The sequence below is a fragment of the Pseudomonas sp. C321 genome, assembly GCF_055407105.1.
Genome location: NZ_JBUZRB010000001.1, coordinates 94325 through 119019, shown reverse-complemented (window position 1 = coordinate 119019; position 24695 = coordinate 94325). Strand labels below are relative to the sequence as shown.

The following is a 24695-nucleotide window of genomic DNA, read 5'->3' as shown; positions in this document are numbered from 1 at the left end:
GAGGTGCTTGATCAACTTCCCATCAAGATTGCAGGTCGGGGGCCTTTCACTATGGCCGCTCCCTAATGCCAGGCTGCTCAGGAACCCCCGCGTGTACCTCGATCACTTTGCAGCAAAGATCTACAGCCGGCCCTCGGGTCGGTTTCCCTGATGTACCGCCTGACCGTATGCCTCGACCTGCGGTGGTTGCTCTGCTGCCTGCTGATGCTGGGCAGTGCGCCTGCCTTGGGCGAGGTTTATCAGGCGCATGACGAAAGCCTGCAAGCTTTTTTTACCGAGTTGTCAGTGCCCTTGGGCCAACCCATCGTTGTCAGCAAGAAGGCGTCTGGCAAGCGAATCACCGGGCAGTACGATTTCGATCCTGTGCAACGCACCCTTGAGGAGGTTGCCCTGCAGCAAGGGTTGATCTGGTACAGCGACGGTCAGGTGCTCTATCTCTACGACGCCAGCGAGGCAAAAAGCTCGGTGGTCAGCCTGCGGCACATCTCGGTCGACATGTTGCGTGCGTTCATGCGGCGGTCGGGTCTCAGCGAGGCGCGTTATCCCCTTCGTGAGGGGGGCACACGGATGTTTTATGTTTCCGGGCCACCCAACTACGTCGATCAGGTGCTGCGCCTGGCCCAGCTGATGGACAGGCAGCGTGCCGAGTTGCGCATGGGGCTTCAGAAGATCGGCGTGGTTCAGGTGCTTAATACCCATGTCGCCGATCGTCAGTACGACATGGGAAGTGAACAGATCACCGTGCCGGGAATGGCCACGATGATCGGAAAACTGCTGGCAGCCGAGCAGAAGAATGTCGCCCCAGGTCGTTCGCGGCAGTCAGGGTTGCTGGCCGACAAAAACATTTCAGTGATGGCTTACCCGGACACCAACAGCCTGCTGATCAAGGGGATGCCTGCGCAAGTGCGCTTTTTAGAGAGTCTGGTGGCGGAACTGGACGTGCCCAAGCGTCCGGTTGAGGTGTCGCTATGGCTGGTGGACGTGGATCGACATGAATTCGAGCAAATGGGCATGGCCCCGGACAGTGATGGCAAGGGGCCGGACACGTCGCGGCAAGTGAGTCGCGTGCTGGCGCCCGTTGAGGACCGCGCTTTCATGGCGCGGGTTCAGGCCCTGGAGCGTCGTCGGCGAGCAAGGGTGGTGGCGTTGCCGGTGATTCTGACCCAGGAGAATGTGCCGGCGGTTTTCCATGACAACCAGACCCTTTATCTGCCCCGATCTACTGAGGACAGCGATGAGTGGCAGCCGATCAACCATGGCACACAGGTCAGCGTCCTGCCGCGTTTCGCCGAGGCGAACGAAATCGAGATGCTGCTCACCATTGAGGATGGCCGCCAGATAGGAAAGGTCGGTGGTCGCAATGGGGCATCGGCGGCGGTTGGGCGTGTAGGTATCAATACCGTCGTCCGTGTGGCCCAGGGCAAGCGCCTGTTGCTGGGCAGTTTTCGGCGTGATGGCGAGGCTGCAGAGCGTAGTGCCATGTTCGGTCGCTACGACGGGCCAATGGCCAACAGTGTGCGTCTGTTTTTGATCCAGGCCCAGGCCGTGGGTGACGAACTTAAGACCGCGACCGGGCAGGGGAATCCGCCGCCGCTGACGGCTGCTCAATACGAGCACGTACAAGGCGCCTTCACTCGCTTGTCCGAGTAATGAAATCAGGCGCGTTTTTTAATGAGTTTTTGAGCCACGTTGAAGAGCTGTGCAACCTCGTTCACCAATGACAGGTGCACCCGCAGAGGCCTTCTGTGCGCTCGCACCCAAGAAGGTCTAGCGGGGTTGTGTGCTGCTTGTATCGAAGCGTCTTACAGGTTGTGTCCAGAACTTCTTGAGTTTATGGGTTTTTGCCTACGGTGTTCCAAGGGGCAGGTTTCTATAGTCGCGCCATCCCTGGTGGGGCAATGCTGAAATTAAGGAGCCGTGAATGTCAGTAGGCAGCTACAGAGGTTTGAATGGTCGGCGTGGTTGATGGTTTGACGTCCGTCTCTTTGGCTTTTGGGCACTGGACGCTACAGGGTGATGGCAGGCTGACAGGCGATGGCTCGGATATTCAATTGCCTCCCAAGGAATGGCATGTATTGCGCCTGTTGCTCGCCTCGGCGGGCGTGCTGGTCACCAAGGATCATTTGCTGGAACTGGTCTGGCCCCATGGCGAAGTCGCTGAGGAGTCCCTGACCCGCTGTATCTATTCGTTGCGCAAGCACCTCAAGGACAACAAGGGATTTATCACGACCGTATATGGCAAGGGCTATCGCTTCAGCTGTCCGGTAGTGATGGTCGACGTGCCTGGCCAAACACGTGCTGGTCCTGGCATCGCCATTTACGTGTGCTCTGCCTGTGGACAGGAGAGTAACTGGGGCGGTCTGACATGAAGAGGGCCTGGAGCAAGGTGATGCTGCTGGTTGCTCTGGCCGTGTCGAGTCAGGCTAAGGCTTACTGCTGGACCGAAGCTGCGAGCCAATATGATATAGAACCGGAGTTGTTGCAGGCCATTGCTGCCGTAGAGTCCGGTTATCGAGCCGAGGCCATGAATTACAGCAACAAAAATGGCACCCGTGATATTGGCCTGATGCAGATCAACAGCATTCATCTACCGCGCCTGCTCAAGCAAGGCATCACCGAACAGCGGTTACTGGGTGAGCCCTGCCTGTCGGTAGAAGTGGCGGCCTCCATTCTCGCTGACTTCATCAAGCAGTTTGGCTACAACTGGACGGCGGTGGGCTCCTACAACGTCGGTGCCGGGGAGGGGGCTCATCGGGAGGAGCTGCGGCTTCGTTATGCGCAAAAAATCTGGACGCGCTACGAAGAGTTGATGGCCGCGCGTAACGGATGATCGTGCTACCTGTGCGCCACACCTCGCGCGCGCACCGTCCCCCCGGCTATAATCGGCGCCACCATCCGCCGCCATCCGAGTCAAACCCGCCCATGTATACCCTGGCCCGTCAGCTGTTGTTCAAACTTTCTCCGGAAACCTCCCACGATCTGTCCCTGGACATGATCGGTGCCGGTGGCCGCCTGGGGCTCAATGGCCTGGTGTGCAAGGCGCCGACGAAGATGCCGGTCTCGGTGATGGGGCTCGACTTCCCCAACCCGGTAGGGCTGGCTGCAGGCCTGGACAAGAACGGTACGGCCATCGATGGCTTTGCCCAGTTGGGGTTTGGTTTCGTCGAAGTCGGCACCGTCACGCCTCGGCCGCAGCCGGGTAACCCCAAACCACGAATTTTCCGCCTGCCGGAGGCCGAGGCGATCATCAATCGCATGGGCTTCAATAACCTTGGCGTTGATCACCTGCTGTCGCGGGTTCAAGCCGCGAAGTACAAGGGTATCCTGGGTATCAACATCGGCAAGAACTTCGATACGCCCGTGGAGCGTGCCGTGGATGACTACCTGATCTGCCTGGACAAGGTTTACGCCCATGCCAGCTATGTCACGGTCAATGTCAGTTCACCCAATACTCCGGGCCTGCGCAGCCTGCAATTCGGTGACACTCTCAAGCAACTGCTCGAAGCCTTGCGCCAGCGTCAGGAAGACCTGGCCGTGCGTCATGGCAAACGGGTGCCATTGGCGATCAAGATCGCTCCGGACATGAGTGACGAAGAAACCGTACTGGTGGCCCAGGCCCTGCTGGAATCGGGGATGGACGCGGTGATCGCCACCAACACCACCCTGAGCCGCGTCGGTGTCGAAGGCCTTGCCCACGGTGATGAGGCCGGTGGGCTTTCCGGGGCGCCGGTGCGCGACCAAAGTACCCATATCGTCAAGGTGCTGGCGGCCGAACTGGCGGGGCGTTTGCCGATCATTGCTGTCGGCGGCATCACCGAAGGCAAGCACGCCGCTGAGAAAATTGCTGCTGGCGCGAGCCTGGTGCAGCTGTATTCCGGTTTTATCTACAAGGGGCCGGCGCTGATTCGCCAGTCGGTGGATGCGATCGCAGCATTGCCACGAAGCTGAAGGCATAAAAAAGGGCTCCTCGAAGGAGCCCTTGGGCCGAAGCCCGCCGCCCTGATGGGGCGTGCGTGGTTAAGTCGTTACATATTCAAGGTGGTGTCGGAATTAAGTGCCCTGATTAGCCGACGGCGTGAAGTTCGTTGAGTCTGTGGATCCCCGCAGTGCCGGTCATACCGTCCCAGTTGTCGCCACGTCCTTCTCGCCAGCCGTTAATCCAGGCTTGGCGTACCGACGGTAGAGTAAATGGGCAAAGCTCACGGGATTTGCCATGAACGCCATACTGATATCCGCGTAAAAATGCTCTTTCCAACGGATCACGCTTAAGTCTTCTCATAGGGTGTTTCCCTCACTTGTTGACTGTCTTGATATCCTTCAGCCTCGTCCGAGGCCGGGCAGAGTTTTTCTGCCGTTGGTGCGCTCGCTGCCGGCGTGGCGAGCTAAGTGTTGGCACCGTGGCGGCGCCAACCTGTATTGAGTTCTAACCAATAGGTCACATGGATTCAATGATCGTTTTGTCATAAGGACGTAACGATAATGATGCTATGGCCATAAGCTGGGATGGCTTTTCGCCCCTTTTCCAGGCCAAAGCCAGCTATGATGTGCCCTGCAAAGAGGATAGGTTTAATCCTTTAGTGAGAATGTCCTCCTGTTGCAGTCGGTTGTTATTCGACGAAGGGTCAGAATATTTCTCTTTGTTGCATCAAATATATGATCTGCCCCGTCAATATTGGCTCAAAGGGCCTGCAGCCGGGGTGGGACGGCACATTCGTGCCACACGAGCGCTCTTCAAGAAAAGCGCTTGATTGAAAACCGAACCGGCGATGCGTCGCCCGTTTACTTATTGCTGAAAAGCCTGGAATCCCCATGTCGGATCGTTACGAAATCTTCCTCACTTGCCCCAAGGGCCTTGAAGGCCTGCTGATCGAGGAAGCCGTCGGGCTTGGCCTTGAGGACGCTCGCGAGCACACCTCAGCCGTGCGCGGCATGGCCGACATGGAGACCGCCTATCGCCTGTGCCTCTGGTCCCGTCTGGCCAACCGCGTGTTGCTGGTGCTCAAGCGCTTCCCGATGAAAGACGCCGAAGACCTTTACTACGGCGTACTGGATATCGAGTGGGGAGACCACATGCTTGCTGATGGCACCCTGGCGGTGGAGTTCAGCGGCCATGGCTCGGGCATCGACAACACCCACTTTGGCGCGCTGAAGGTCAAGGATGCGATTGTCGACAAGCTGCGCACCCCGACCGGCGAACGTCCGTCCATCGACAAGATCAACCCGGACCTGCGTATTCACCTGCGCCTGGACCGTGGCGAAGCGATTCTCTCTCTTGACCTGTCCGGCCACAGCCTGCACCAGCGCGGTTACCGCCTGCAGCAGGGCGCCGCGCCGCTGAAAGAAAACCTGGCGGCAGCGATCCTGATCCGTTCCGGCTGGCCGCGCATTGCCGCCGAAGGCGGTGCGCTGACTGACCCGATGTGCGGCGTCGGTACCTTCCTGGTGGAAGGCGCGATGATCGCTGCCGACATGGCCCCCAACCTCAACCGTGAGTTGTGGGGCTTCACCGCCTGGCTCGGCCACGTCCCAGCCCTGTGGAAGAAACTTCATTCAGCGGCCAGCGAGCGTGCTGCCATCGGCATGGCCAAGCCACCGCTGTGGATTCGCGGTTACGAGGCTGACCCACGCTTGATGCAGCCGGCTCGTAACAATATCGAACGTGCTGGCCTGAGCCACTGGATCAAGGTTTATCAGGGTGAAGTCGCTACCTTCGAGCCGCGCCCGGACCAGAACCAGAAAGGTTTGGTGATCTGTAACCCGCCCTACGGCGAGCGTCTGGGTGATGAAGCTAGCCTGTTGTACCTTTATCAGAACCTCGGCGAACGCCTGCGTCAGGCCTGTTTGGGTTGGGAAGCGGCGGTGTTCACCGGCGCGCCGGACCTGGGCAAACGCATGGGTATTCGCAGCCACAAACAGTATTCATTCTGGAACGGCGCCTTGCCGTGCAAGTTGCTGCTGATCAAGGTCACCCCGGACCAGTTCGTCACCGGCGAGCGCCGTACCCCGGAACAACGCCAGGCCGAACGCGAGCAGGCCGCCTACGATCAGGCGCCGACCGAGCCGCAAGAGCGCCAGTACAACAAGAACGGCAATCCGATCAAGCCAGTGCCAGCACCGGCTCCGGTTGTTGAGCAGGCGCGCTTGAGCGAAGGCGGGCAGATGTTCGCCAACCGTTTGCAGAAGAACCTGAAGTTGCTCGGCAAATGGGCCAAGCGCGAAGGCGTCGATTGCTACCGTGTGTACGATGCCGATATGCCGGAATACTCCATGGCCATCGACCTGTACCACGATTGGGTCCACGTCCAGGAATACGTCGCGCCCAAGTCCATCGACCCGGAAAAAGCCTCGGCGCGGATGTTCGATGCATTGGCGGCCATTCCCCAAGCGCTGGGCATCGACAAGAATCGCGTGGTGGTCAAGCGTCGCGAACGTCAAAGTGGCACTAAGCAGTACGAGCGCCAGAGTGCCCAGGGCAAGTTCACCGAAGTCAGCGAAGGCGGGGTGAAGCTGCTGGTCAACCTGACCGATTACCTGGACACCGGCCTGTTCCTCGACCACCGCCCTATGCGCATGCGCATCCAGAAAGAGGCCGCAGGCAAACGCTTCCTCAACCTGTATTGCTACACCGCCACTGCCAGTGTGCACGCGGCCAAGGGCGGTGCGCGCACCACCACCAGCGTCGACTTGTCGAAAACCTACCTGGACTGGGCGCGTCGCAACCTCTCGCTCAATGGTTTCTCCGACAAGAACCGCCTGGAGCAGGGTGACGTGATGGCCTGGCTGGAAGCCAGTCGCGATGAGTTCGACATGATCTTCATCGACCCGCCGACCTTCTCCAACTCCAAGCGCATGGAAGGTATCTTCGACGTACAACGCGACCACGTGCAGTTGCTCGACCTGGCCATGGCTCGCCTGGCGCCCGGCGGCGTGCTGTATTTCTCCAACAACTTCCGCAAGTTCCAGTTGGAGGAGAACCTCATCGAGCGTTATGCCGTCGAGGAAATCAGCGATAAAACCATCGATCCGGATTTTGCGCGCAATGCCAAGATCCACCGTGCCTGGAAAATCACCGCACGTTGATCGACCCTGAAGCCGCGAGCCTGGATTATTCCGGGCTCGCGGTTTTTTTTGCGCTGGTCAAAACAGGACCCGGTGGTTATAACTTAACTCCTAGCCAACATGACGCCCTTGCACGCTGGCGTTCTGAGTTTTGCTTATGCTGCTGCATGCCGTCCGCCCGAAAATTCTTGGCTTTATCAGCGAGCAGGCGTCGGCGTGGCTGGTGGCATTGGTTGTGCTGCTGGTGGGACTGGCGCTCACGGCGGTGATGGCGTGGGCTGCATCCGATCTCTATCAGCAACAGGCTCGTCAGCGATTTCAGTTGCTGGTCAACGAGCGCTACAGCCATCTGGAAGAGCGCTTCGAAGACCAGGAGCAACGCCTCGACAGCCTGCGCCGCTTTTTCGTCAACTCTCATAATGTCTCCCGCGAAGAGTTCGATGGTTTCGCCCAGCCGTTGCTGCTGCGTGCGCGTGCCTATTCCTGGGCGCCGCGGATTTTTCGCGATCAGCGCTCCGGGTTTGAGCAAAAGGTTACCCGGCAGCGGGGTGCGGGTTTCACCATTCGTGAGTTGAGCGAGGCCGGCACGCTGGTCCCGGCGACCGAACGGGACGAATATGTGCCGGTGTTGTACAGCCAGACCCAGAGTCTCCTTGGCTCGCCCCTGGGGTTTGATCTGCTGGCCCAGCCTTTGCGGCGTTCGGTGGTCGAGCGTGCGCAACGTTCCGGCACCATCGCCGTGTCGCAACCCATGCAGTTGGTGGGCGTGGAGCCAGCCTACGCGATGGGTGTGTTGCTGGTGGCGCCGGTGAGTGCGCCGGTCACCGCCCAAATGCCCCCCGGTGAACCGTATGGCTACGTGATGGCGGTGATCAGCATGCGCCAACTGGTAGCCGACGGATTGCCCAAGGCGGATCGAGACAACCTGGTGATGCGGATTGTCGACACCTCTGACACGCAACAGCGGGTGTTGTATGAATCGAACAATGCCACGGGGGGTGGCAAGCTGGAGGCGATCCGCCGTCTGACCCTGGGCGACCATGTCTACGCCTTGAGCATGCGCCCCAGCCAGGTATTCGAGCGGGCCACCCATTCCTCGGCAATCAGCATCTTGACAATGGGCAGTCTGCTCAGCCTGCTGCTCAGCGCCTTGCTCTACATGCTGGTCAGCCAGCGTCAGCGGGCGTTGAAACTGGTACAGCAACGTACCGGCGAGTTGCGCCAGCGTGAGCACGAGCTGCGCGATGCCCACGGCCAATTGCGCAGCGTGCTCAATGCAGCAACTCAGGTGGCGATCATCGCCACTGACCTGCGCGGCGTCATCATCACCTTCAACGCCGGGGCCGAACAAATGTTGGGGTATGAGGCCGCGCAGGTGCTCAATCATCTGACCCTTGAGAGCCTGCACCTGGCGCCCGAGTTGGAAGTCCGCGCCACCCAGTTGAGCCAGGCGCTTGGAAAGCGGATCGTGCCGAGTCAGGCGATGCTGGTGGAAGGCGCTGACAGCCTGCACGAAGCTCGTGAGTGGACCCTGGTGCGCAAGGATGGCAGCCAACTGACGGTGAATATGCTGGCGACTGCATTGCTTGATGACCATGGGTTGTGGATCGGCCACCTGGCGATTTGCCTGGATGTGACTGAGCAAAAACGCGTCTATGAGGCGCTGGCGGCACGCGATCGCTTGCTGAAGAAGCTCAGCGCCCATGTGCCCGGCGGGATTTTCCAGTTCGCCCTGGAGCCCAACGATAACTGGCGATTTATCTACGTCAGTGATGGTATTCGCGACATCTATGAAATTGATCCGGGGTTATTGCAGCAAGATGCAAAGCTAGCCTTCGAACGCCTTCATCCCCAGGATGCCGAACGGGTTCGTGCCTCCATCCGGTTGTCAGCGCTGCAAATGAGCCATTGGCGTGAAGAGTATCGGGTGCAGTTGCCGCGCCGGGGCCTGCGCTGGATTCGTTGCGAGGCCACCCCGGAAGAGTTGCCGGGCGGTGGCACGCTGTGGCATGGCTATGTGTCGGATATTTCCGACCTCAAACGCGTGGAGGAAGAGTTGCGGGCGCTGTCCATCACCGACTCTCTTACGGGTATCCATAACCGCCGTTACTTCCAGGACCGCCTGAAGGCCGAGATGGTCAGGGTCGAGCGCACTGCGGGAACGTTGGCGGTGATCATGCTGGATATCGATCACTTCAAGCGCATCAATGACCAGTATGGTCATGCGGTAGGCGATGAGGTGCTGCAGGAGTTATGTCGGCGCATCAGTCTGCGCCTGCGTCGCAGTGATGTATTTTGTCGCCTGGGAGGCGAGGAGTTCATGGTGCTGTGCCCCGGCACTGATGGCGCCCAGGCCTACAGCCTGGCCCTTGAATTGTGGCAAGCGCTGCGCCGTGTGCCCATGAACCGCGTCGGCACGGTGACGGCGAGCTTTGGGGTTGCCAGCTGGCGGGTCGATGAAGGGATTGATGGCTTGCTGTTGCGCGCGGATTCGGGTGTGTATGCGGCCAAGCAGGCGGGCAGGGATCGTGTTGAGGCAGAGCGGTTGCCGGCTTGAAGTCAAGGATCGCCCTGTGGCGAGCGGGCAAGCCCGCTCGCCACAACAAGCGAGCTTGTCACAATTACAGTATCGGTGCGATGGTCGCCAACTTAGGTTGGCGATACAGGTCCAGTAGCACCTGATCCAGCACCGACGAAGCGCCCCACGGCCTAGGATCGTTGAGGATTGCCACCACTGCCCAGGTATTGCCATTGTTATCGCGGCTGAAGCCGGCAATCGCCCGGACGGTGTTCAGGGTCCCGGTCTTGACGTGGGCTTCACCGCGCAGGGCGGTGGTCTTCAGGCGTTTGCGCATGGTGCCGTCGGTGCCGGCAATCGGCATCGAGCTGATGAACTCCGCCGAATACGGGCTTCTCCAGGCCGCCTGCAACAAGGTCGCCATCTCACGGGCGCTGACCCGTTCGGCGCGGGACAGGCCCGAACCGTTTTCCATCACAAGGTGCGGTGCGGTGATGCCTTTCTTCGCCAGCCACTGGCGCACCACGCGTTGGGCGGCCTTGGCATCGTCGCCATCGGCATCGTTGCGGTATTGCGCGCCTAGGCTGAGGAACAATTGTTGGGCCATGGTGTTGTTACTGTATTTGTTGATGTCGCGGATAATCTCCGCCAGGTCCGGGGAGAACGCGCGGGCCAGGACCTTGGCGTCTTTCGGTACCGGGGCAAGTACGTCGCGGCCCTGGATACTGCCGCCCAGTTCCTTCCAGATCGCCCGCACGGCGCCGGCGGTGTAGGTAGCGTGATCCAGTAATGAGAGATAAGTCTGCGAACTGCAGCCATCGCCCAACTGGCCGCTGACTGTCACGGTGACGCTGCCGTCGGTGGCGGTCACCGGGTTGTAGCGCACGTCACCAGTGCACTGCTTGGTGTTGGCCACTTTCACCTGGTTATCGATGCGAATGCTGGCAATCGGCGGTTCCACCGAGATCAGCACCTTGCCCGAATCGTTGCGGGCGACAAAGCGCAGGGCCTTGAGGTTGACCAGCAGGGCATCGGGCTTGACCAGGAAAGGCTTGTTGGCGTCATTGCCGTCGTCATTGAATTCCGGCAATTGCGGCTGGACGAAAAAGTTGCGGTCCAGCACCAGGTCGCCAGTGACTTGCTGCACGCCATTGGCCCGCAGGTCGCGCATCAGCAGCCAGAGTTTTTCCATGTTCAGCTTGGGATCGCCACCGCCCTTGAGGTACAGGTTGCCGCGCAATATGCCGCCACTGAGGGTGCCGTCGGTGTAGAACTCGGTTTTCCACTGGTGGTTGGGGCCGAGCATTTCGAGGGCGGCGTAGGTGGTGACCAACTTCATGGTCGAGGCCGGGTTGACTGATACGTCGGCGTTGAACACCGTCGCGGTGCCAGGGCCGTTGAGGGGGATCATCACCAGGGACAGCGCGTTGTTTTGCAGCTTGGCCTTCTGGAGGGCTTCCTGGACCTTGGGGGGCAGGGTGGTGTTGATCGGTGCGGCGCAAACGGAAAAGGCCAAAGGAAGCAGAAAGCCAGCCAGTAACAAGGGACGTAAAGATTTGATCATAAGAAATAAACCCTACTGCGAGGAGGGTGAAAAAAACGAGGGCATGTGAACGAAAATCCCTCAGTGGTCATGAAAGTGTCGGCATTATGCCCCAAGGTGGAGCCACTTGTGGCCGAACGATAGCTGCTAATCACTGATTTTTTTACCAGTGGTACGCCACCCGTCCCAGAGAGACGGGCAAACCCCTGCTTAAACTGCTAAAGTGCCGCCCGTTATTACTTATGAGGATTGTTCCATGGCGACTAACCGTTCCCAGCGTCTGCGCAAAAAACTGTGCGTTGATGAATATCAAGAGCTGGGTTTCGAGCTGAACCTGGACTTCAAAGAAGGTTTGGACGACAAGGCTATCGACGCTTTCCTCGACGCATTCCTGAAAGAAGCGATGGAGGCCAACGGCCTCGGCTATGTTGGCGGCGATGACTACGGTCTGGTTTGCCTGCAGAAGCGCGGTTCGGTCAGCGAAGAGCAGCGTGTTGCTGTTGAAGCCTGGCTCAAGGGCCGTAGCGAGCTGACCAGCGTTGAAGCTAGCCCGTTGCTGGACGTCTGGTACCCGGAAAAGCCGATCAATCCGGTAGCCTGATGTCATGAGACAGCGACCCGCCCGGGTCGCTGTTTCGTTTCAGGGTAGAAAGAGTCAGGCCTTGCGCCAGTTCAGAATCACCAGCGTCAACACTCCCGCAACAATCCCCCAAAACGCCGAGCCGATGGAAAATAACGTCAACCCCGACGCTGTGACCATAAAGGTGATCAGCGCTGCTTCCCGCTCCTTCGGCTCATTCATGGCAATGCTCAGGCCATTGATGATCGAGCCAAACAACGCCAATGCCGCAATCGACAGCACCAGTTCCTTGGGCAGCGCTGCGAATAATGCCGCCAGCGTTGCGCCAAACACCCCGGCAATCCCGTAGAAAATTCCGCACCAGACCGCTGCGGTGTAACGCTTGTTGCGATCTTCGTGGGCATGGGGCCCGGTGCAGATGGCTGCGCTGATGGCTGCCAGGTTGATGCCGTGGGAGCCGAACGGTGCCAGCACCAGCGAGGCGAGCCCGGTGGTGGTGATCAGCGGTGAGGCCGGAACGTTATAGCCATCGGCCCGCAGTACGGCGACGCCAGGCATGTTTTGCGAGGTCATCGCCACCACGAACAGCGGAATGCCGATACTGATGGTCGCGGCCAGGGAAAAGTGTGGAGTGGTCCACACCGGCGTGGCCACTTCCAGGCTGAAACCGCTGAAATCCAGCAGGCCCATCAGGCCAGACAATGCCGTGCCGATCAGCAACGCCGACAGCACCGCATAACGCGGCGACAGGCGCTTGATGATCAGGTAAGTGAAAAACATCCCCAGCACCAGGGCGGTACGGTGTTGCGCGGCGACGAAAATCTCGCTGCCGATCTTGAACAAAATCCCCGCCAGCAAGGCCGCCGCCAGGGACGCCGGAATGCGTTTGACCAGCTTTTCAAAGCTGCCGGTGAGCCCGCAGATCGTCACCAACACTGCGCAGGTGATGTAGGCACCAATGGCTTCGCCGTACGTCACGCCGCCAAGGCTGGTGATCAGCAGCGCCGCGCCGGGTGTCGACCAGGCGATGGTGATTGGCGTGCGGTAGCGCAGGGACAGACCGATGCTGCACACCGCCATGCCGATGGAAATCGCCCAGATCCACGACGAAATCTGCGCCGTGGTCAGGCCAGCGGCCTGGCCAGCCTGAAACATCAGCACCAGAGAGCTGGTGTAGCCGGTCATCATGGCAATGAAGCCGGCGACAATGGCCGAAGGCGAGGTATCGGCCAGTGGGCGTAATCGCGCTTGGGGGACGTCGGACATGGGGCGGTGTTCCTTGATGCCTGGGAAGCGGTTTGTAGGAGCAAGCTTGCTCGCGATGGTCGTCAACGATGACGCGGGTTGTCTGACACCCAACGGTGCACCGACGTTCTTCGCGAGCAAGATCTCTCCGACAAGGAGAAATTGCGGATTCAAGCCTAAACTCAAACGTAACGACTCATTGCAATACAGACGGCCGCGTAAACAGCCGTACAGTGTGTTGGCGCATTGGGTTGTGTACAATGTGCGCTGTTTTTAGGTGATACTTGCCAGCGAACCTTTGTGGTCGTATTACCGTTAATTCGCCGCCGTTCTCCCTACCCGAGTGCCCATGAACGAACAGTTGCAGCCCCTCAAGAAACAACCGCGAGCTGGCAAGGCCGGTCGCAGTGGAACCCAGGATGATATCGTCTACGCGCACATTTTCGAGGCCATCCTCGAACAACGCCTGGCGCCCGGTACCAAATTGAGTGAAGAGGCACTGGGCGAAATCTTTGGCGTCAGCCGCACCATCATTCGCCGTGCGCTGTCGCGTCTGGCCCATGAAGGCGTGGTGCTGCTGCGGCCCAATCGCGGTGCGGTGGTCGCAAGTCCAAGTGTTGATGAGGCGCGACAGGTATTCCTGGCCCGGCGTCTGGTAGAAAAGGCGATCACTGAACTGGCGGTGCAGCACGCCACGGCCGAGGAGTTGGCCCAGTTGCGGCAGATGGTCAACGACGAGCGCGACAGCTTTTCGCGCGGTGATCGTGGTGCCGGTATCCGTCTTTCAGGCGAGTTCCACTTGAAACTGGCCGAGGCGGCGAAGAATGCACCGTTGATTAGCTTCCAGCGCAGCCTGGTGTCCCAGACGTCGCTGATCATCGCCCAGTATGAAAGCGGCAACCGTTCGCACTGTTCCTACGATGAACACACCCAACTGATCGATGCCATCCAAGCGCGGGATGCGATATTGGCCGTGAACCTGATGATGCATCACATGGATCACATCGACAGCAAACTCAACCTCGACGAGGAAAGCGCATCGGATGACCTGCATGCGGTGTTCTCGCATTTGTTGCAGACCAAGAAGCCAGGGCGCTCGTCCGTAAAATTGTAAACCCGATCAAAAATGTGGGAGCAAGCCCGCTCCCACATTTGGTTTGTGGTGTCTGCTAAATCAGCGCTGATGCACCAGTTGTCCCGCCGCATAGGTCTGCAACACTGCCCGATCATCCCCCAGCGTCATCAATACAAACAACGTCTCGGCAATGGTATTGGCCTGCTTCAGGCGATAGCTGAGCAGCGGCGTGGCGTTGTAGTCCAGCACCAAAAAGTCTGCATCGGTGCCTGGTTGCAAGGTGCCGATCTTGTCTTCCAGCCGCAGTGCCCGCGCACCGCCCAAGGTCGCCAGGTACAACGACTTGAACGGACTCAACCGCGCCCCTTGCAATTGCATGACCTTGTACGCCTCGTTCAGCGTCTGCAGCAGCGAGAAACTGGTGCCGCCGCCCACATCGGTACCCAGGCCGACATTCAGCTTGTGCTTCTCGGCCATCGGCAGATTGAACAAGCCGCTACCGAGGAAGAGGTTCGAGGTCGGGCAGAACGCTACCGCTGAACCCGCCTGCGCCAGCCGCGCACATTCGTCGTCGCACAAGTGCACACCGTGGGCGAACACCGAGCGCTCCCCCAGCAGTTTGTAATGGTCGTACACATCCAGATAACCGCTGCGCTCCGGGAATAGCTCCTTGACCCATTCGACCTCTTGCAGGTTTTCACTGATGTGAGTCTGCATGTACAAATCCGGATATTCCCCCAGCAACTGGCCGGCCAGGGTCAGTTGCTCAGGCGTACTGGTCGGTGCGAAACGTGGCGTCACCGCGTAGTGCAAACGGCCTTTGCCATGCCAGCGCTCGATCAGCGCCTTGCTTTCCTGGTAGCCGGATTCAGCCGTGTCGGTCAGATAGTCCGGCGCATTGCGGTCCATCATGACCTTGCCGGCGATCATTCGCAGGTCGAGTTTCTCGGCAGCTTCAAAAAACGAGTTCACTGATTGCGGGTGCACGCTACCGAATACCAGAGCGGTGGTGGTGCCGTTGCGCAGCAGTTCCTTGATGAAAATATCCGCGACTTCTTCGGCATGGGCCTTGTCGGCGAATTGGCTTTCGCAAGGGAAAGTGTAGGTATTGAGCCAATCCAGCAACTGCTCGCCATAGGCGCCGACCATGCCGGTTTGTGGCAGGTGGATATGGGTGTCGATCAGGCCGGGGGTGATCAGCGCGTCCTGATAATGGGTGACTTCGATATCGGCGGGCAGGCTGGCGAGCAATTCGCTGGCATGGCCCAGGGCGCTGATCTGGCCGTTGTCGATGACCAGCAGGCCGTCTTCGAAATACTCATAGGAGGCGTCGATGCCCACTTCAGCGGGATCGGCGATGCTGTGCAGAATGGCGGCACGGTAGGCTTTGCGAGTCAAAGGCATAGTCGTCTCAAATTGTGGCTTTTTAATTAGCAGCATGGCTGCGGCGCGAGGCCGGCAGCAGTTTTGCAATGGGTTCGGCACTGGCAGTGTGCTGGCCGAAATTGGCGTTATAGGTGGCGATGATTTCGCCGGCGATGGAGATGGCGATTTCCACAGGCAATTTGCCTTTGACCTCGCCCAGCCCCATCGGGCAGCGCATGCGTTGTAGTTGCGCGGTGTCAAAGCCGCGATCGCGCAGGCGATGTTCAAATTTGACCCGTTTGGTCTTCGAGCCGATCAGGCCGAAGTAGGCAAAGTCATTGCGCTTGAGCAGGGCAGCGGTCAGCTCCAGGTCGAGTTGGTGATTGTGGGTCATGACGATGCAGTAACTGCCCACAGGCAGGTTGTCGATTTCATCCACAGGCTCTTCGGCGACGATTTTACGCACGCCCTGGGGGATGTGCTCCGGGAATTCCTGTTCCCGTGAATCAATCCAGCGCACCCGGCACGGCAGGCTGGCCAGCAGCGGCACCAGGGCGCGGCCGACATGCCCGGCGCCGAATACGGCGATTTGCGCCTGCACCTGGCCCATGGGTTCAAACAGCAGCACGGTCACGCCGCCGCAGCATTGGCCCAGGCTGGCGCCGAGGCTGAAGCGCTCCAGATGGGTGTTCTGCTGGCCACGGGTGAGCATGTCCCGGCCGATCTGCATCGCCTTGTATTCCAGGTGGCCGCCGCCGATGGTGTCAAAGGTCTGGGCTGCACTGATGACCATCTTCGAGCCGGCATTGCGCGGCGTCGAGCCGAGCTCTTCGATGATGGTCACCAGTACGCAGGGCTCACCCTGGTGTTGCAGGTCGGCGAGGGCGCTGATCCAGTTGTTCATGGTCACCTCCGTTCAGAGCGAAGCCAATTCGGTTTCAGTTTCCACAGCCTTCGCGGCCTTCAACTGGCGCATCTGCTCACACCCCCACAACACCCGCTCCGGCGTTGCCGGTGCATCAATCTTCGGCTGGTGGTGGTAGTCACCGAGGCTCGCCACGGCATCCTTTATCGCACACCAGGACGCAATGCCGAGCATGAACGGCGGCTCCCCCACGGCCTTGGAATGAAACACCGTGTCTTCCGGGTTCTTGCGGTTTTCCACCAGTTTTACTCGCAGGTCCAGCGGCATGTCCGCCACCGCCGGAATCTTGTAGCTGGCCGGGCCGTTGGTCATCAGCTTGCCTTTGTTATTCCAGACAAGCTCTTCCATCGTCAGCCAGCCCATGCCCTGGATAAAGCCGCCTTCCACCTGGCCGATGTCGATGGCCGGGTTCAGCGAAGCGCCGACATCATGGAGGATGTCGGTGCGCAGCATTTTGTATTCACCGGTCAAGGTATCGACGATCACCTCGCAACAGGCCGCGCCGAACGCGTAGTAATAGAATGGCCGGCCCCGCGCCTGGCTGCGGTCGTAGAAGATTTTTGGGGTCTTGTAGAATCCGGTGCTGGACAGCGACACCTGGCCGAAATACGCCTGCTGGATCAGCGTTTCGAAGGTGAGGATATGCTCGCGCACCCGGACATGACCGTTGTGGAATTCGACGTCCGCTTCGCTGACTTCATACTTGCGCGCGGCAAATTCCACCAGCCGTTGTTTGATGATTTCGGCGGCGTTCTGTGCGGCCTTGCCATTCAGGTCGGTACCGCTGGAGGCAGCGGTAGGCGAGGTGTTCGGCACCTTGTCGGTATTGGTGGCGGTGATCTGTACCCGGTCAATGTCGACCTGGAATACCTCGGCCACCACTTGCGCGACCTTGGTGTTCAAACCCTGGCCCATCTCGGTGCCGCCGTGGTTCAGGTGGATGCTGCCGTCGGTGTAGATGTGGATCAAGGCGCCTGCCTGATTGAGGAAGCTGGCGGTGAACGAAATGCCGAACTTCACTGGCGTGAGTGCGAGGCCTTTTTTCAGGATCGGGCTGCCTGCGTTGTAGCGGCGGATCGCTTCGCGACGCTCAACGTATTGGCTGCTGGCCTCCAGTTCCGCAGTCATCTCTTCGAGCATGTTGTGCTCGACAGTCTGGTAGTAGTGGGTGACGTTGCGCTCGGTCTTGCCGTAGTAGTTGACCTTGCGCACCGCCAGCGGGTCGAGGGCCAGATGGCGAGCGATGGCGTCCATTACTTCTTCAATGGCGACCATGCCCTGCGGACCACCGAACCCACGATAAGCCGTATTGGAGGCGGTGTTGGTCTTGCAGCGATGGCCGTTGATGGTGGCGTCGCCCAGGTAATACGAGTTGTCGGCATGGAACATGGCGCGGTCGACAATCGACGCCGACAGGTCCGGCGAGCAACCGCAGTTGCCGGCCAGTTCCAGCTGGATGCCGTGCAGGCGGCCGCTGTCGTCGAAACCCACGTCGTATTCGATATAGAAGGGGTGGCGCTTGCCGGTCATCAGCATGTCTTCGACCCGGGGCAGGCGCATCTTGGTTGGCTGGCCGGTGAGGTGCGCGACCACTGCGCACAGGCACGCCGGGCTGGCGGCCTGGGTTTCCTTGCCGCCGAAACCGCCACCCATGCGGCGCATGTCGACCACGATCTTGTTCATCGACACGTCCAGCACTTCGGCCACCAGCTTCTGCACTTCGGTGGGGTTTTGCGTGGAGCAGTAGACGATCATGCCGCCGTCTTCGGTGGGCATCACCGAGGAAATCTGGGTTTCCAGGTAGAAGTGTTCCTGGCCGCCGATGTGCAGCGAGCCTTGAATGCGGTGTTCGGCAGTGGCCAAGGCGCCGGCTGAATCGCCGCGCTGGTGAGTGTGGCTGTCCAGTACAAAATGGCGTTTGCGCAGGGCTTCTACCACGTCCAGCACCGGTTCCAGGTCTTCGTATTCGATGATCGCGGCCATGGCCGCCTTGCGCGCAGTTTCCAGGTCGCGAGCGGCGACAGCCAGCACCGGTTGCCCAACGAATTGCACATCATCAATCGCCAGCAGCGGGTCGCCGGGCAGCAGCGGGCCGATGTCTTTCAGGCCCGGTACATCTTTGTGGGTGATGACGATGCGCACGCCTTCGAAGGCGTAGCAGGGCGTGGTGTCGATGCTGATGATTTTCGCGTGGGCGCGGTCGGACAGACGTGCATACAGGTGCAACTGATTGGGGAATTCCAGGCGGTCATCAATGTACTGCGCCTCGCCCGAGACGTGTTTGGCGGCGCTGTCGTGCTTGACGCTGCGGCCGACCCCGGTGGTCAGGTCCTTGGCAAACAGTTCGGCCAGTTCGGACTGGGATTTTTCCACGGTATGATGGTTAGACATAAGCGGTCACCCGAGTCTCGATGTGCGGCGTTTGCAGTTCGATGAAGTATTTGCGCAGCAGGTTTTGCGCGCTGAGCAGGCGGTATTCCTTGCTGGCGCGAAAGTCCGACAGCGGGGTGAAATCCTCGGCCAGGGCCGAGCAGGCTTTTTCCACCGTCGCCGAATTCCACACGGAGCCGATCAACACCGTCTCACAGCTTTTCGCCCGTTTTGGGGTGGCTGCCATGCCGCCAAAGGCGACCCGGGCATCGGCGATCACGCCGTTATCAATGCGCAGGTTAAAGGCGGCGCACACGGCGGAAATATCATCGTCCAGGCGTTTGGAGACCTTGTAGGCGCGAAACAGCTGCTCGGTGCTGGCGCGAGGCACGATGATCTTCTCGATGAACTCGCTGTCCTGGCGCGCGGTGACCCGGTAGTCGATGAAGTAGTCTTCCAGGGCCAGGGTACGGCGGGTTTCGCCCTTGCACAGTACGATCTGCGCACCGAGGGCGATCAGCAGCGGCGGCGAGTCACCGATGGGCGAGGCGTTGCCGATGTTGCCGCCCAGAGTGCCTTGGTTGCGGATTTGCAGGGAGGCGAAGCGGTGCAACAGTTCGCCGAAGTCGGGGTATTCATTATTCAGTGCGCTATAACAGTCGGACAGCGACGTTGCCGCGCCGATTTCCAGGCGGTCGTCGAAGGTCTCGATGCGTTTCATTTCTTCTATATTGCCGACGTAGATCATCACCGGCAGCACACGGTGGAACTGGGTGACTTCCAGCGCCAGGTCGGTACCGCCAGCCAGCAGGCGGGCTTGCGGGTAGGCGTCGTAGAGGTCGGCCAGATCGGCGACGGTCAGCGGCACCAGGCAGCGTTTGTCGCCGCTGTTCAATTCACCAGTCTGGGTCGGAGCAATGCTCTTGAGGCGGGCGATGGTCTCGGCTTGGCGGCTGTCGAACTGGTCCTGGGGCTTGTTGCAGCAGGCCTGTTTGGCGGCGGCGAGAATGGGGCGATAGCCGGTGCAACGGCACAGGTTGCCAGCGAGAGCTTCGTTAGCTTTCTGGCTGTCGGGGGCGTCGCTGTTTTTTTGCAGCGCGAACAGTGACATCACAAAGCCGGGGGTGCAGAAGCCGCATTGCGAGCCGTGGCATTCGACCATGGCTTTTTGCACGCTGTGCAACTGGCCCTGGTGCTTGAGGTCTTCGACGCTGATCAGTTGTTTGCCATGCAGGGACGAGACAAAGGTCAGGCATGAGTTGAGACTGCGATAGCGAATCTGCTCGATGCCCCGGTCATCGGTGTGCAACTCGCCGACTACCACGGTGCAGGCGCCACAGTCGCCGCTTGCGCAGCCTTCCTTGGTACCGGATTTGCCCAGGTGCTCACGCAGGTAGTTGAGCACGGTCAGGTTCGGGTCCAGGGCATGCTCGCTACGGAGCTCCTGGTTTAGTAAAAACTGGATCACGGAAGGCCTCGCAGACTCATTATTGTTGTTAACCGCTTTGCGCCGAATCTAGTCATGTCTGACTTTTCGGTCAACGATTTTCTGACCAGGAGGTCAAGAAATTGCGATTTCAACCTGTTTAATTATGGTCCATATCTCTGGAGCCGCCGTTTTTTGGGACTTCTGGGCTTTAACGGCTGCTTATTTCATGCCAAATTCGGATCGGTGGGCCCTGCGCCATTAGCAGGCATTTGCGCTACACTGCCGCGCTTGTATCGATAGAAGATTTTGAAGGGAAAACATGACGTTCAAGGCGCCGGATAGTCTTGCCGAGCAAATCGCTCACCACCTCGCCGAACGTATCATTCGCGGCGACCTCAAGCCTGGGGAGCGGATCCAGGAGCAGAAGGTCACACTGGCGCTCAATGTCAGCCGTGGTTCCGTGCGCGAAGCGTTGCTGATCCTGGAGCGACGGCACTTGATCGCCATCCTGCCGCGCCGTGGCGCCCACGTCACTGAACTCACCGCCCACAAGGTGCAGAGCCTGTGTACGTTGATGGGCGAGCTGTACATCCTGCTGGGTAACGCAGTAGCCGAAGGCTGGCAGACCCAGGCCGACATGGCGCCGTTCGTGCAGATCCAGCAACGCTTGGTGAGCAATTTCGAACACCAGGACATCCGTGCCTTCGTTGAAGAAAGCTTCAACGTGATGCGCGCCGCCTATCCCTTCGCCAACAACCCGTATTTGCAGGAAACCGTCGAGAACCTGCAGCCGGCGATGAACCGCGCCTATTACCTGGCCCTGGATCAGCGCAAGGCAGAAATGAGCGAGTACCTGGAGCTGTTCGAGCAGTTGCTCGCCGCCGTATTGGCCCGTGACCTGCCGCAGATTCGCCTGGTGCTCTCCGCTTATGGCCAGCGCAGTTGCTCGCTGGTCATTACTGCCCTGGCGGATGCCTAAGCGTGCGGCTCAAGTGCATCAAACTGGCGGGGTTCAAATCCTTCGTCGACCCAACCACGGTGAACTTCCCCAGTAACATGGCGGCAGTGGTGGGGCCCAATGGCTGCGGCAAGTCGAATATCATCGACGCCGTACGCTGGGTGATGGGCGAGAGCTCTGCGAAAAACCTGCGTGGCGAGTCGATGACCGACGTCATCTTCAATGGCTCCACCAGTCGTAAACCGGTGAGCCAGGCCAGTATCGAACTGGTGTTCGACAACTCCGACGGCACGCTGGTCGGTGAGTACGCCGCCTACGCGGAAATCTCCATTCGCCGCAAAGTGACCCGCGACAGCCAGAACAGTTACTTCCTCAATGGCACCAAGTGCCGGCGCCGGGACATTACCGACATCTTCCTTGGCACCGGCCTGGGCCCGCGCAGCTACTCGATCATCGAGCAGGGGATGATTTCCAAGCTGATCGAAGCCAAGCCTGAAGACCTGCGTAACTTTATCGAGGAAGCGGCCGGCATCTCCAAGTACAAGGAGCGCCGCCGCGAGACTGAAAACCGCATTCGCCGTACCCACGAAAACCTCGCCCGCCTGAGCGACTTGCGCGAAGAGCTTGAACGTCAGCTTGAGCGTCTGCACCGCCAGGCCCAGGCCGCCGAGAAGTATCAGGAATACAAGGGCGAAGAACGCCAGCTCAAGGCCCAGTTGTCGGCGCTGCGCTGGCAGGCTTTGAACGAGCAGGTCGGCCAGCGCGAAGCGACCATTGGCACCCAGGAAATCAGCTTCGAGGCCCTGGTGGCCGAGCAACGCAACGCCGACGCCAGTATTGAGCGTCTGCGAGACGGTCACCATGACCTGTCCGAGCGCTTCAATCTGGTGCAGGGGCGCTTCTATTCGGTGGGCGGTGACATCGCCAGGGTCGAACAGAGCATCCAGCACGGCCAGCAACGTTTGCGTCAGTTGCAGGAAGACTTGAAAGAGTCCGAGCGCGCCCGGCTGGAAACTGAATCCCACTTGGGCCACGACCGCACCTTGCTGCTGACCCTCGGCGAAGAGCTGGGCATGCTCACCCCAGAGCAGGAAGTCACCAGTGCCGCCGCCGAAGAAGCCGCCGCGACCCTGGAAGAATCAGAGACCACCATGCACGGTTGGCAAGAACAGTGGGACGCCTTCAACCTGCGCTGCGCCGAACCGCGCCGACAGGCCGAGGTGCAGCAGTCGCGCATCCAGCAGTTGGAAACCAGCATGGAGCGCCTGGGCGAGCGCCAGCGTCGCCTGGGGGAAGAGCGCGTATTACTCGCGGCCGACCCGGAAGACGCGGCGATCCTGGAGCTGAGTGAGCAATTGGCCGCCAGTGAAATGACCCTTGAAGAGCTGGAAGCCAGCGAAGAACAGCAGGTGGAACGCCTGGAGCAACTGCGTCAGCAGCTGCAACAGGCGACCCAGGCGCAGCAGCAGGCCCAAGGCGATTTGCAGCGGCTTAACGGTCGATTGGCATCTCTTGAGGCTTTGCAGCAAGCGGCACTGGACCCGGGCACCGGCACCGCCGAATGGCTGCGCGATCAGCATCTGGCCGAGCATGCGCGTTTGGCCGAAGGCTTGAAGGTTGAGGCCGGTTGGGAGCTGGCGGTGGAAACCGTGCTCGGCGCCGATCTGCAAGCGGTGTTGGTGGATGATTTTGGCGGTTTCGACCTGGCAGGTTTTGCCCAGGGTGATTTGCGCTTGCTCAGCCCCGCGGCGGACGGTGCGCGTGTGCCCGGCAGCCTGCTGGACAAGGTCGAGGCGGCAATTGACCTGTCGCCCTGGCTCGGTCAGGTCAAACCGGTGGAAACCCTTGAGCAAGCCTTGGCCTTGCGCGGCCAGTTGGCCAACGGCGAAAGCCTGATCAGCCGTGACGGCTACTGGATTGGTCGGCACTTCTTGCGGGTGCGTCGTGCCAGCGAAGCGGAAAGCGGCGTGCTGGCCCGAGGTCAGGAAATCGTCAATCTGATCGGCGAACGCGAAGAGCGTGAAGTCACTCTCGAAACGTTGGAAAGCCAACTGCAAACCCTGCGCGCCACCCAGCGCCAGCAAGAGACCGGCCGCGAACACTTGCGTCGGCTATTGCAGGACGAAGCGCGCCAGCAAGGCGAATTGAAAGCCCAGCTGTCGGCGAGCAAGGCCAAGGTCGAGCAACTGACTTTGCGCCGCATCCGTCTTGATGAAGAAGTGGCCGAGATGGGCGAGCAGCGCGCTCTGGAACACGAACAGGTCGGTGAAGCACGCCTGCAATTGCAGGAAGCCCTCGACAGCATGGCACTGGACACCGAGCAGCGCGAGTTGCTGCTGGCCCAGCGCGACAACCTGCGCGAGCGCCTGGATCGGGTGCGTCAGGAGGCTCGTCAGCACAAGGATCACGCACATCAATTGGCGGTGCGGCTGGGCTCCTTGCGGGCACAACACGATTCCACGCGCCAGGCCCTTGAACGCCTGGAGATGCAGTCCGAGCGCCTGACCGAAAAGCGCGAGCAACTGAGCCTCAATCTGGAGGAGGGCGAAGCCCCGCTGGAAGAGCTGCGGCTCAAGCTTGAAGAGTTGCTCGACAAGCGCATGACCGTCGACGAAGAACTCAAGACCGCACAAATCGCCCTGGAAGACGCCGACCGCGAACTGCGGGACGCTGAAAAACGCCGGACCCAGGCTGAGCAACAATCACAACTGATCCGTGGCCAACTCGAACAGCAGCGCATGGAATGGCAGGCGCTGACGGTGCGGCGCAAAACCCTGCAAGACCAGTTGCTGGAAGACGGTTACGACCTGCACGGCGTCCTCGCCACCTTGACGGCCCAGGCCAACGAGAAAGAAGCCGAAGAAGAACTTGAACGCATTGCTGCACGCATTCAAAGACTGGGGGCGATCAACCTCGCGGCCATCGATGAGTATCAGCAGCAGTCCGAGCGCAAACGTTATCTGGACGCCCAGGACGCCGATCTGGTAGAAGCCCTCGATACCCTGGAAAACGTGATTCGCAAGATCGACAAGGAAACCCGTAACCGCTTCAAAGATACCTTTGATCAGATTAATAGCGGTTTACAGGCCTTATTCCCAAAAGTTTTCGGTGGCGGCAACGCTTACTTGGAACTGACGGGCGAAGATCTACTCGATACAGGGGTGACGATCATGGCGCGGCCTCCGGGCAAGAAGAACAGCACCATCCACTTGTTGTCCGGCGGCGAGAAGGCCCTGACCGCATTGGCGCTGGTATTTGCTATCTTCAAGTTGAACCCGGCGCCGTTTTGCATGCTCGACGAAGTTGACGCCCCGCTGGATGACGCTAACGTTGGACGGTACGCCCGACTGGTTAAAGAGATGTCCCAGACGGTGCAGTTCATCTATATCACCCACAACAAGATCGCCATGGAGATGGCTGATCAACTGATGGGGGTGACGATGCATGAGCCGGGTTGTTCGCGGTTGGTGGCAGTGGATGTCGAAGAAGCGATGGCGATGGTGGACGCCTAGCGGCGAGCTGTTAGTTTCAAGCCGCAAGCTGCAAGTGAGTTGGCTTGAAGCCTGTAGCTTAGGGCTTGTAGCTCACAGTTGGCGCCTGCTGTAGGAGATTGCCTATGTTGTCGAAA

The 24695-nt window shown here is 59.8% G+C and carries 17 protein-coding genes; 10 read left to right on the top strand and 7 right to left on the bottom strand.

Translation table 11 applies throughout. From position 1 onward, the window contains the following. The first annotated feature begins 150 nt into the window (after positions 1 to 150). The 4 genes from sctC to ACZRJ6_RS00475 all read left to right on the top strand — a co-directional run bounded on the left by sctC (position 151) and on the right by ACZRJ6_RS00475 (position 3948). On the top strand, positions 151 to 1650 hold the full coding sequence (gene sctC, locus ACZRJ6_RS00490) for a type III secretion system outer membrane ring subunit SctC (protein ID WP_463969912.1): 1500 nt from the start codon (positions 151 to 153) through the stop codon (positions 1648 to 1650). A gap of 299 nt (positions 1651 to 1949) precedes the next feature. After that, positions 1950 to 2369, top strand: a complete 420-nt coding sequence (locus tag ACZRJ6_RS00485; protein ID WP_463969913.1) for a winged helix-turn-helix domain-containing protein — start codon at positions 1950 to 1952, stop codon at positions 2367 to 2369. Continuing rightward, on the top strand, positions 2366 to 2830 hold the full coding sequence (locus tag ACZRJ6_RS00480; protein WP_463969914.1) for a transglycosylase SLT domain-containing protein: 465 nt from the start codon (positions 2366 to 2368) through the stop codon (positions 2828 to 2830). Before ACZRJ6_RS00485 ends, ACZRJ6_RS00480 begins: the two co-directional genes overlap by 4 nt. Positions 2831 to 2922: 92 nt before the next feature. Continuing rightward, positions 2923 to 3948: a quinone-dependent dihydroorotate dehydrogenase gene (locus ACZRJ6_RS00475; protein WP_463969915.1), complete on the top strand. Its 1026-nt coding sequence runs from the start codon at positions 2923 to 2925 to the stop codon at positions 3946 to 3948. Positions 3949 to 4063: 115 nt separating this feature from the next. Here ACZRJ6_RS00475 and rmf read toward each other — a convergent pair whose 3' ends face one another. Beyond that, positions 4064 to 4279: a ribosome modulation factor gene (rmf, locus tag ACZRJ6_RS00470; protein WP_002553055.1), complete on the bottom strand. Its 216-nt coding sequence runs from the start codon at positions 4277 to 4279 to the stop codon at positions 4064 to 4066. Positions 4280 to 4809: 530 nt separating this feature from the next. Here rmf and rlmKL point away from each other — a divergent pair. Together rlmKL and ACZRJ6_RS00460 are read left to right on the top strand one after the other, a co-directional pair. Beyond that, complete coding sequence (gene rlmKL, locus ACZRJ6_RS00465) at positions 4810 to 7080, top strand: bifunctional 23S rRNA (guanine(2069)-N(7))-methyltransferase RlmK/23S rRNA (guanine(2445)-N(2))-methyltransferase RlmL (protein WP_463969916.1); 2271 nt, start codon at positions 4810 to 4812, stop codon at positions 7078 to 7080. 136 nt (positions 7081 to 7216) lie between these two features. Further along, positions 7217 to 9616 (top strand): sensor domain-containing diguanylate cyclase, encoded by a 2400-nt coding sequence (locus tag ACZRJ6_RS00460; protein WP_463969917.1) that lies wholly within the window; start codon positions 7217 to 7219, stop codon positions 9614 to 9616. A 64-nt stretch (positions 9617 to 9680) separates the two neighbouring features. Here ACZRJ6_RS00460 and dacB read toward each other — a convergent pair whose 3' ends face one another. Beyond that, positions 9681 to 11141 carry a D-alanyl-D-alanine carboxypeptidase/D-alanyl-D-alanine endopeptidase gene (gene dacB / locus ACZRJ6_RS00455; RefSeq protein WP_463969918.1) on the bottom strand — a complete coding sequence of 487 codons (1461 nt, stop codon included), beginning with the start codon at positions 11139 to 11141 and terminating at the stop codon, positions 9681 to 9683. Positions 11142 to 11376: 235 nt separating this feature from the next. Between dacB and ACZRJ6_RS00450 the strand changes: the two genes are divergently transcribed. Continuing rightward, on the top strand, positions 11377 to 11721 hold the full coding sequence (locus ACZRJ6_RS00450) for a YggL family protein (RefSeq protein ID WP_133101662.1): 345 nt from the start codon (positions 11377 to 11379) through the stop codon (positions 11719 to 11721). A gap of 54 nt (positions 11722 to 11775) precedes the next feature. Here the strand turns inward: ACZRJ6_RS00450 and ACZRJ6_RS00445 are convergent, their stop codons facing one another. Further along, on the bottom strand, positions 11776 to 12966 hold the full coding sequence (locus tag ACZRJ6_RS00445) for a benzoate/H(+) symporter BenE family transporter (RefSeq protein WP_463969919.1): 1191 nt from the start codon (positions 12964 to 12966) through the stop codon (positions 11776 to 11778). Positions 12967 to 13294: 328 nt separating this feature from the next. Between ACZRJ6_RS00445 and ACZRJ6_RS00440 the strand changes: the two genes are divergently transcribed. Then, positions 13295 to 14059 carry a GntR family transcriptional regulator gene (locus ACZRJ6_RS00440; RefSeq protein WP_149412844.1) on the top strand — a complete coding sequence of 255 codons (765 nt, stop codon included), beginning with the start codon at positions 13295 to 13297 and terminating at the stop codon, positions 14057 to 14059. A gap of 60 nt (positions 14060 to 14119) precedes the next feature. Here the strand turns inward: ACZRJ6_RS00440 and guaD are convergent, their stop codons facing one another. Genes guaD through xdhA form a run of 4 tightly spaced genes read right to left on the bottom strand, consistent with a single transcriptional unit; the run spans position 14120 to position 20148 of the window. Beyond that, a complete protein-coding gene (guaD, locus tag ACZRJ6_RS00435) occupies positions 14120 to 15424 on the bottom strand; it encodes a guanine deaminase (RefSeq protein WP_133101659.1) in 1305 nt (434 codons plus the stop codon). A 22-nt stretch (positions 15425 to 15446) separates the two neighbouring features. Continuing rightward, on the bottom strand, positions 15447 to 16289 hold the full coding sequence (xdhC, locus tag ACZRJ6_RS00430) for a xanthine dehydrogenase accessory protein XdhC (protein ID WP_463969920.1): 843 nt from the start codon (positions 16287 to 16289) through the stop codon (positions 15447 to 15449). Between the two features lie 12 nt (positions 16290 to 16301). Next, the gene (gene xdhB, locus ACZRJ6_RS00425) at positions 16302 to 18701 is read right to left on the bottom strand and encodes a xanthine dehydrogenase molybdopterin binding subunit (protein ID WP_463969921.1); all 2400 of its coding nucleotides are present in this window, start codon (positions 18699 to 18701) and stop codon (positions 16302 to 16304) included. Beyond that, entirely contained in the window at positions 18694 to 20148 is a 1455-nt protein-coding gene (gene xdhA, locus ACZRJ6_RS00420) for a xanthine dehydrogenase small subunit (protein ID WP_463969922.1), read from the bottom strand. The genes xdhB and xdhA overlap by 8 nt, the downstream gene beginning before the upstream one ends. Positions 20149 to 20428: 280 nt before the next feature. Here xdhA and ACZRJ6_RS00415 point away from each other — a divergent pair, with 280 nt between their 5' ends. Continuing rightward, a complete protein-coding gene (locus tag ACZRJ6_RS00415) occupies positions 20429 to 21088 on the top strand; it encodes a GntR family transcriptional regulator (protein WP_463969923.1) in 660 nt (219 codons plus the stop codon). A 2-nt stretch (positions 21089 to 21090) separates the two neighbouring features. After that, positions 21091 to 24579, top strand: a complete 3489-nt coding sequence (gene smc, locus ACZRJ6_RS00410) for a chromosome segregation protein SMC (RefSeq protein WP_463969924.1) — start codon at positions 21091 to 21093, stop codon at positions 24577 to 24579. Positions 24580 to 24695 lie beyond the last annotated feature (116 nt).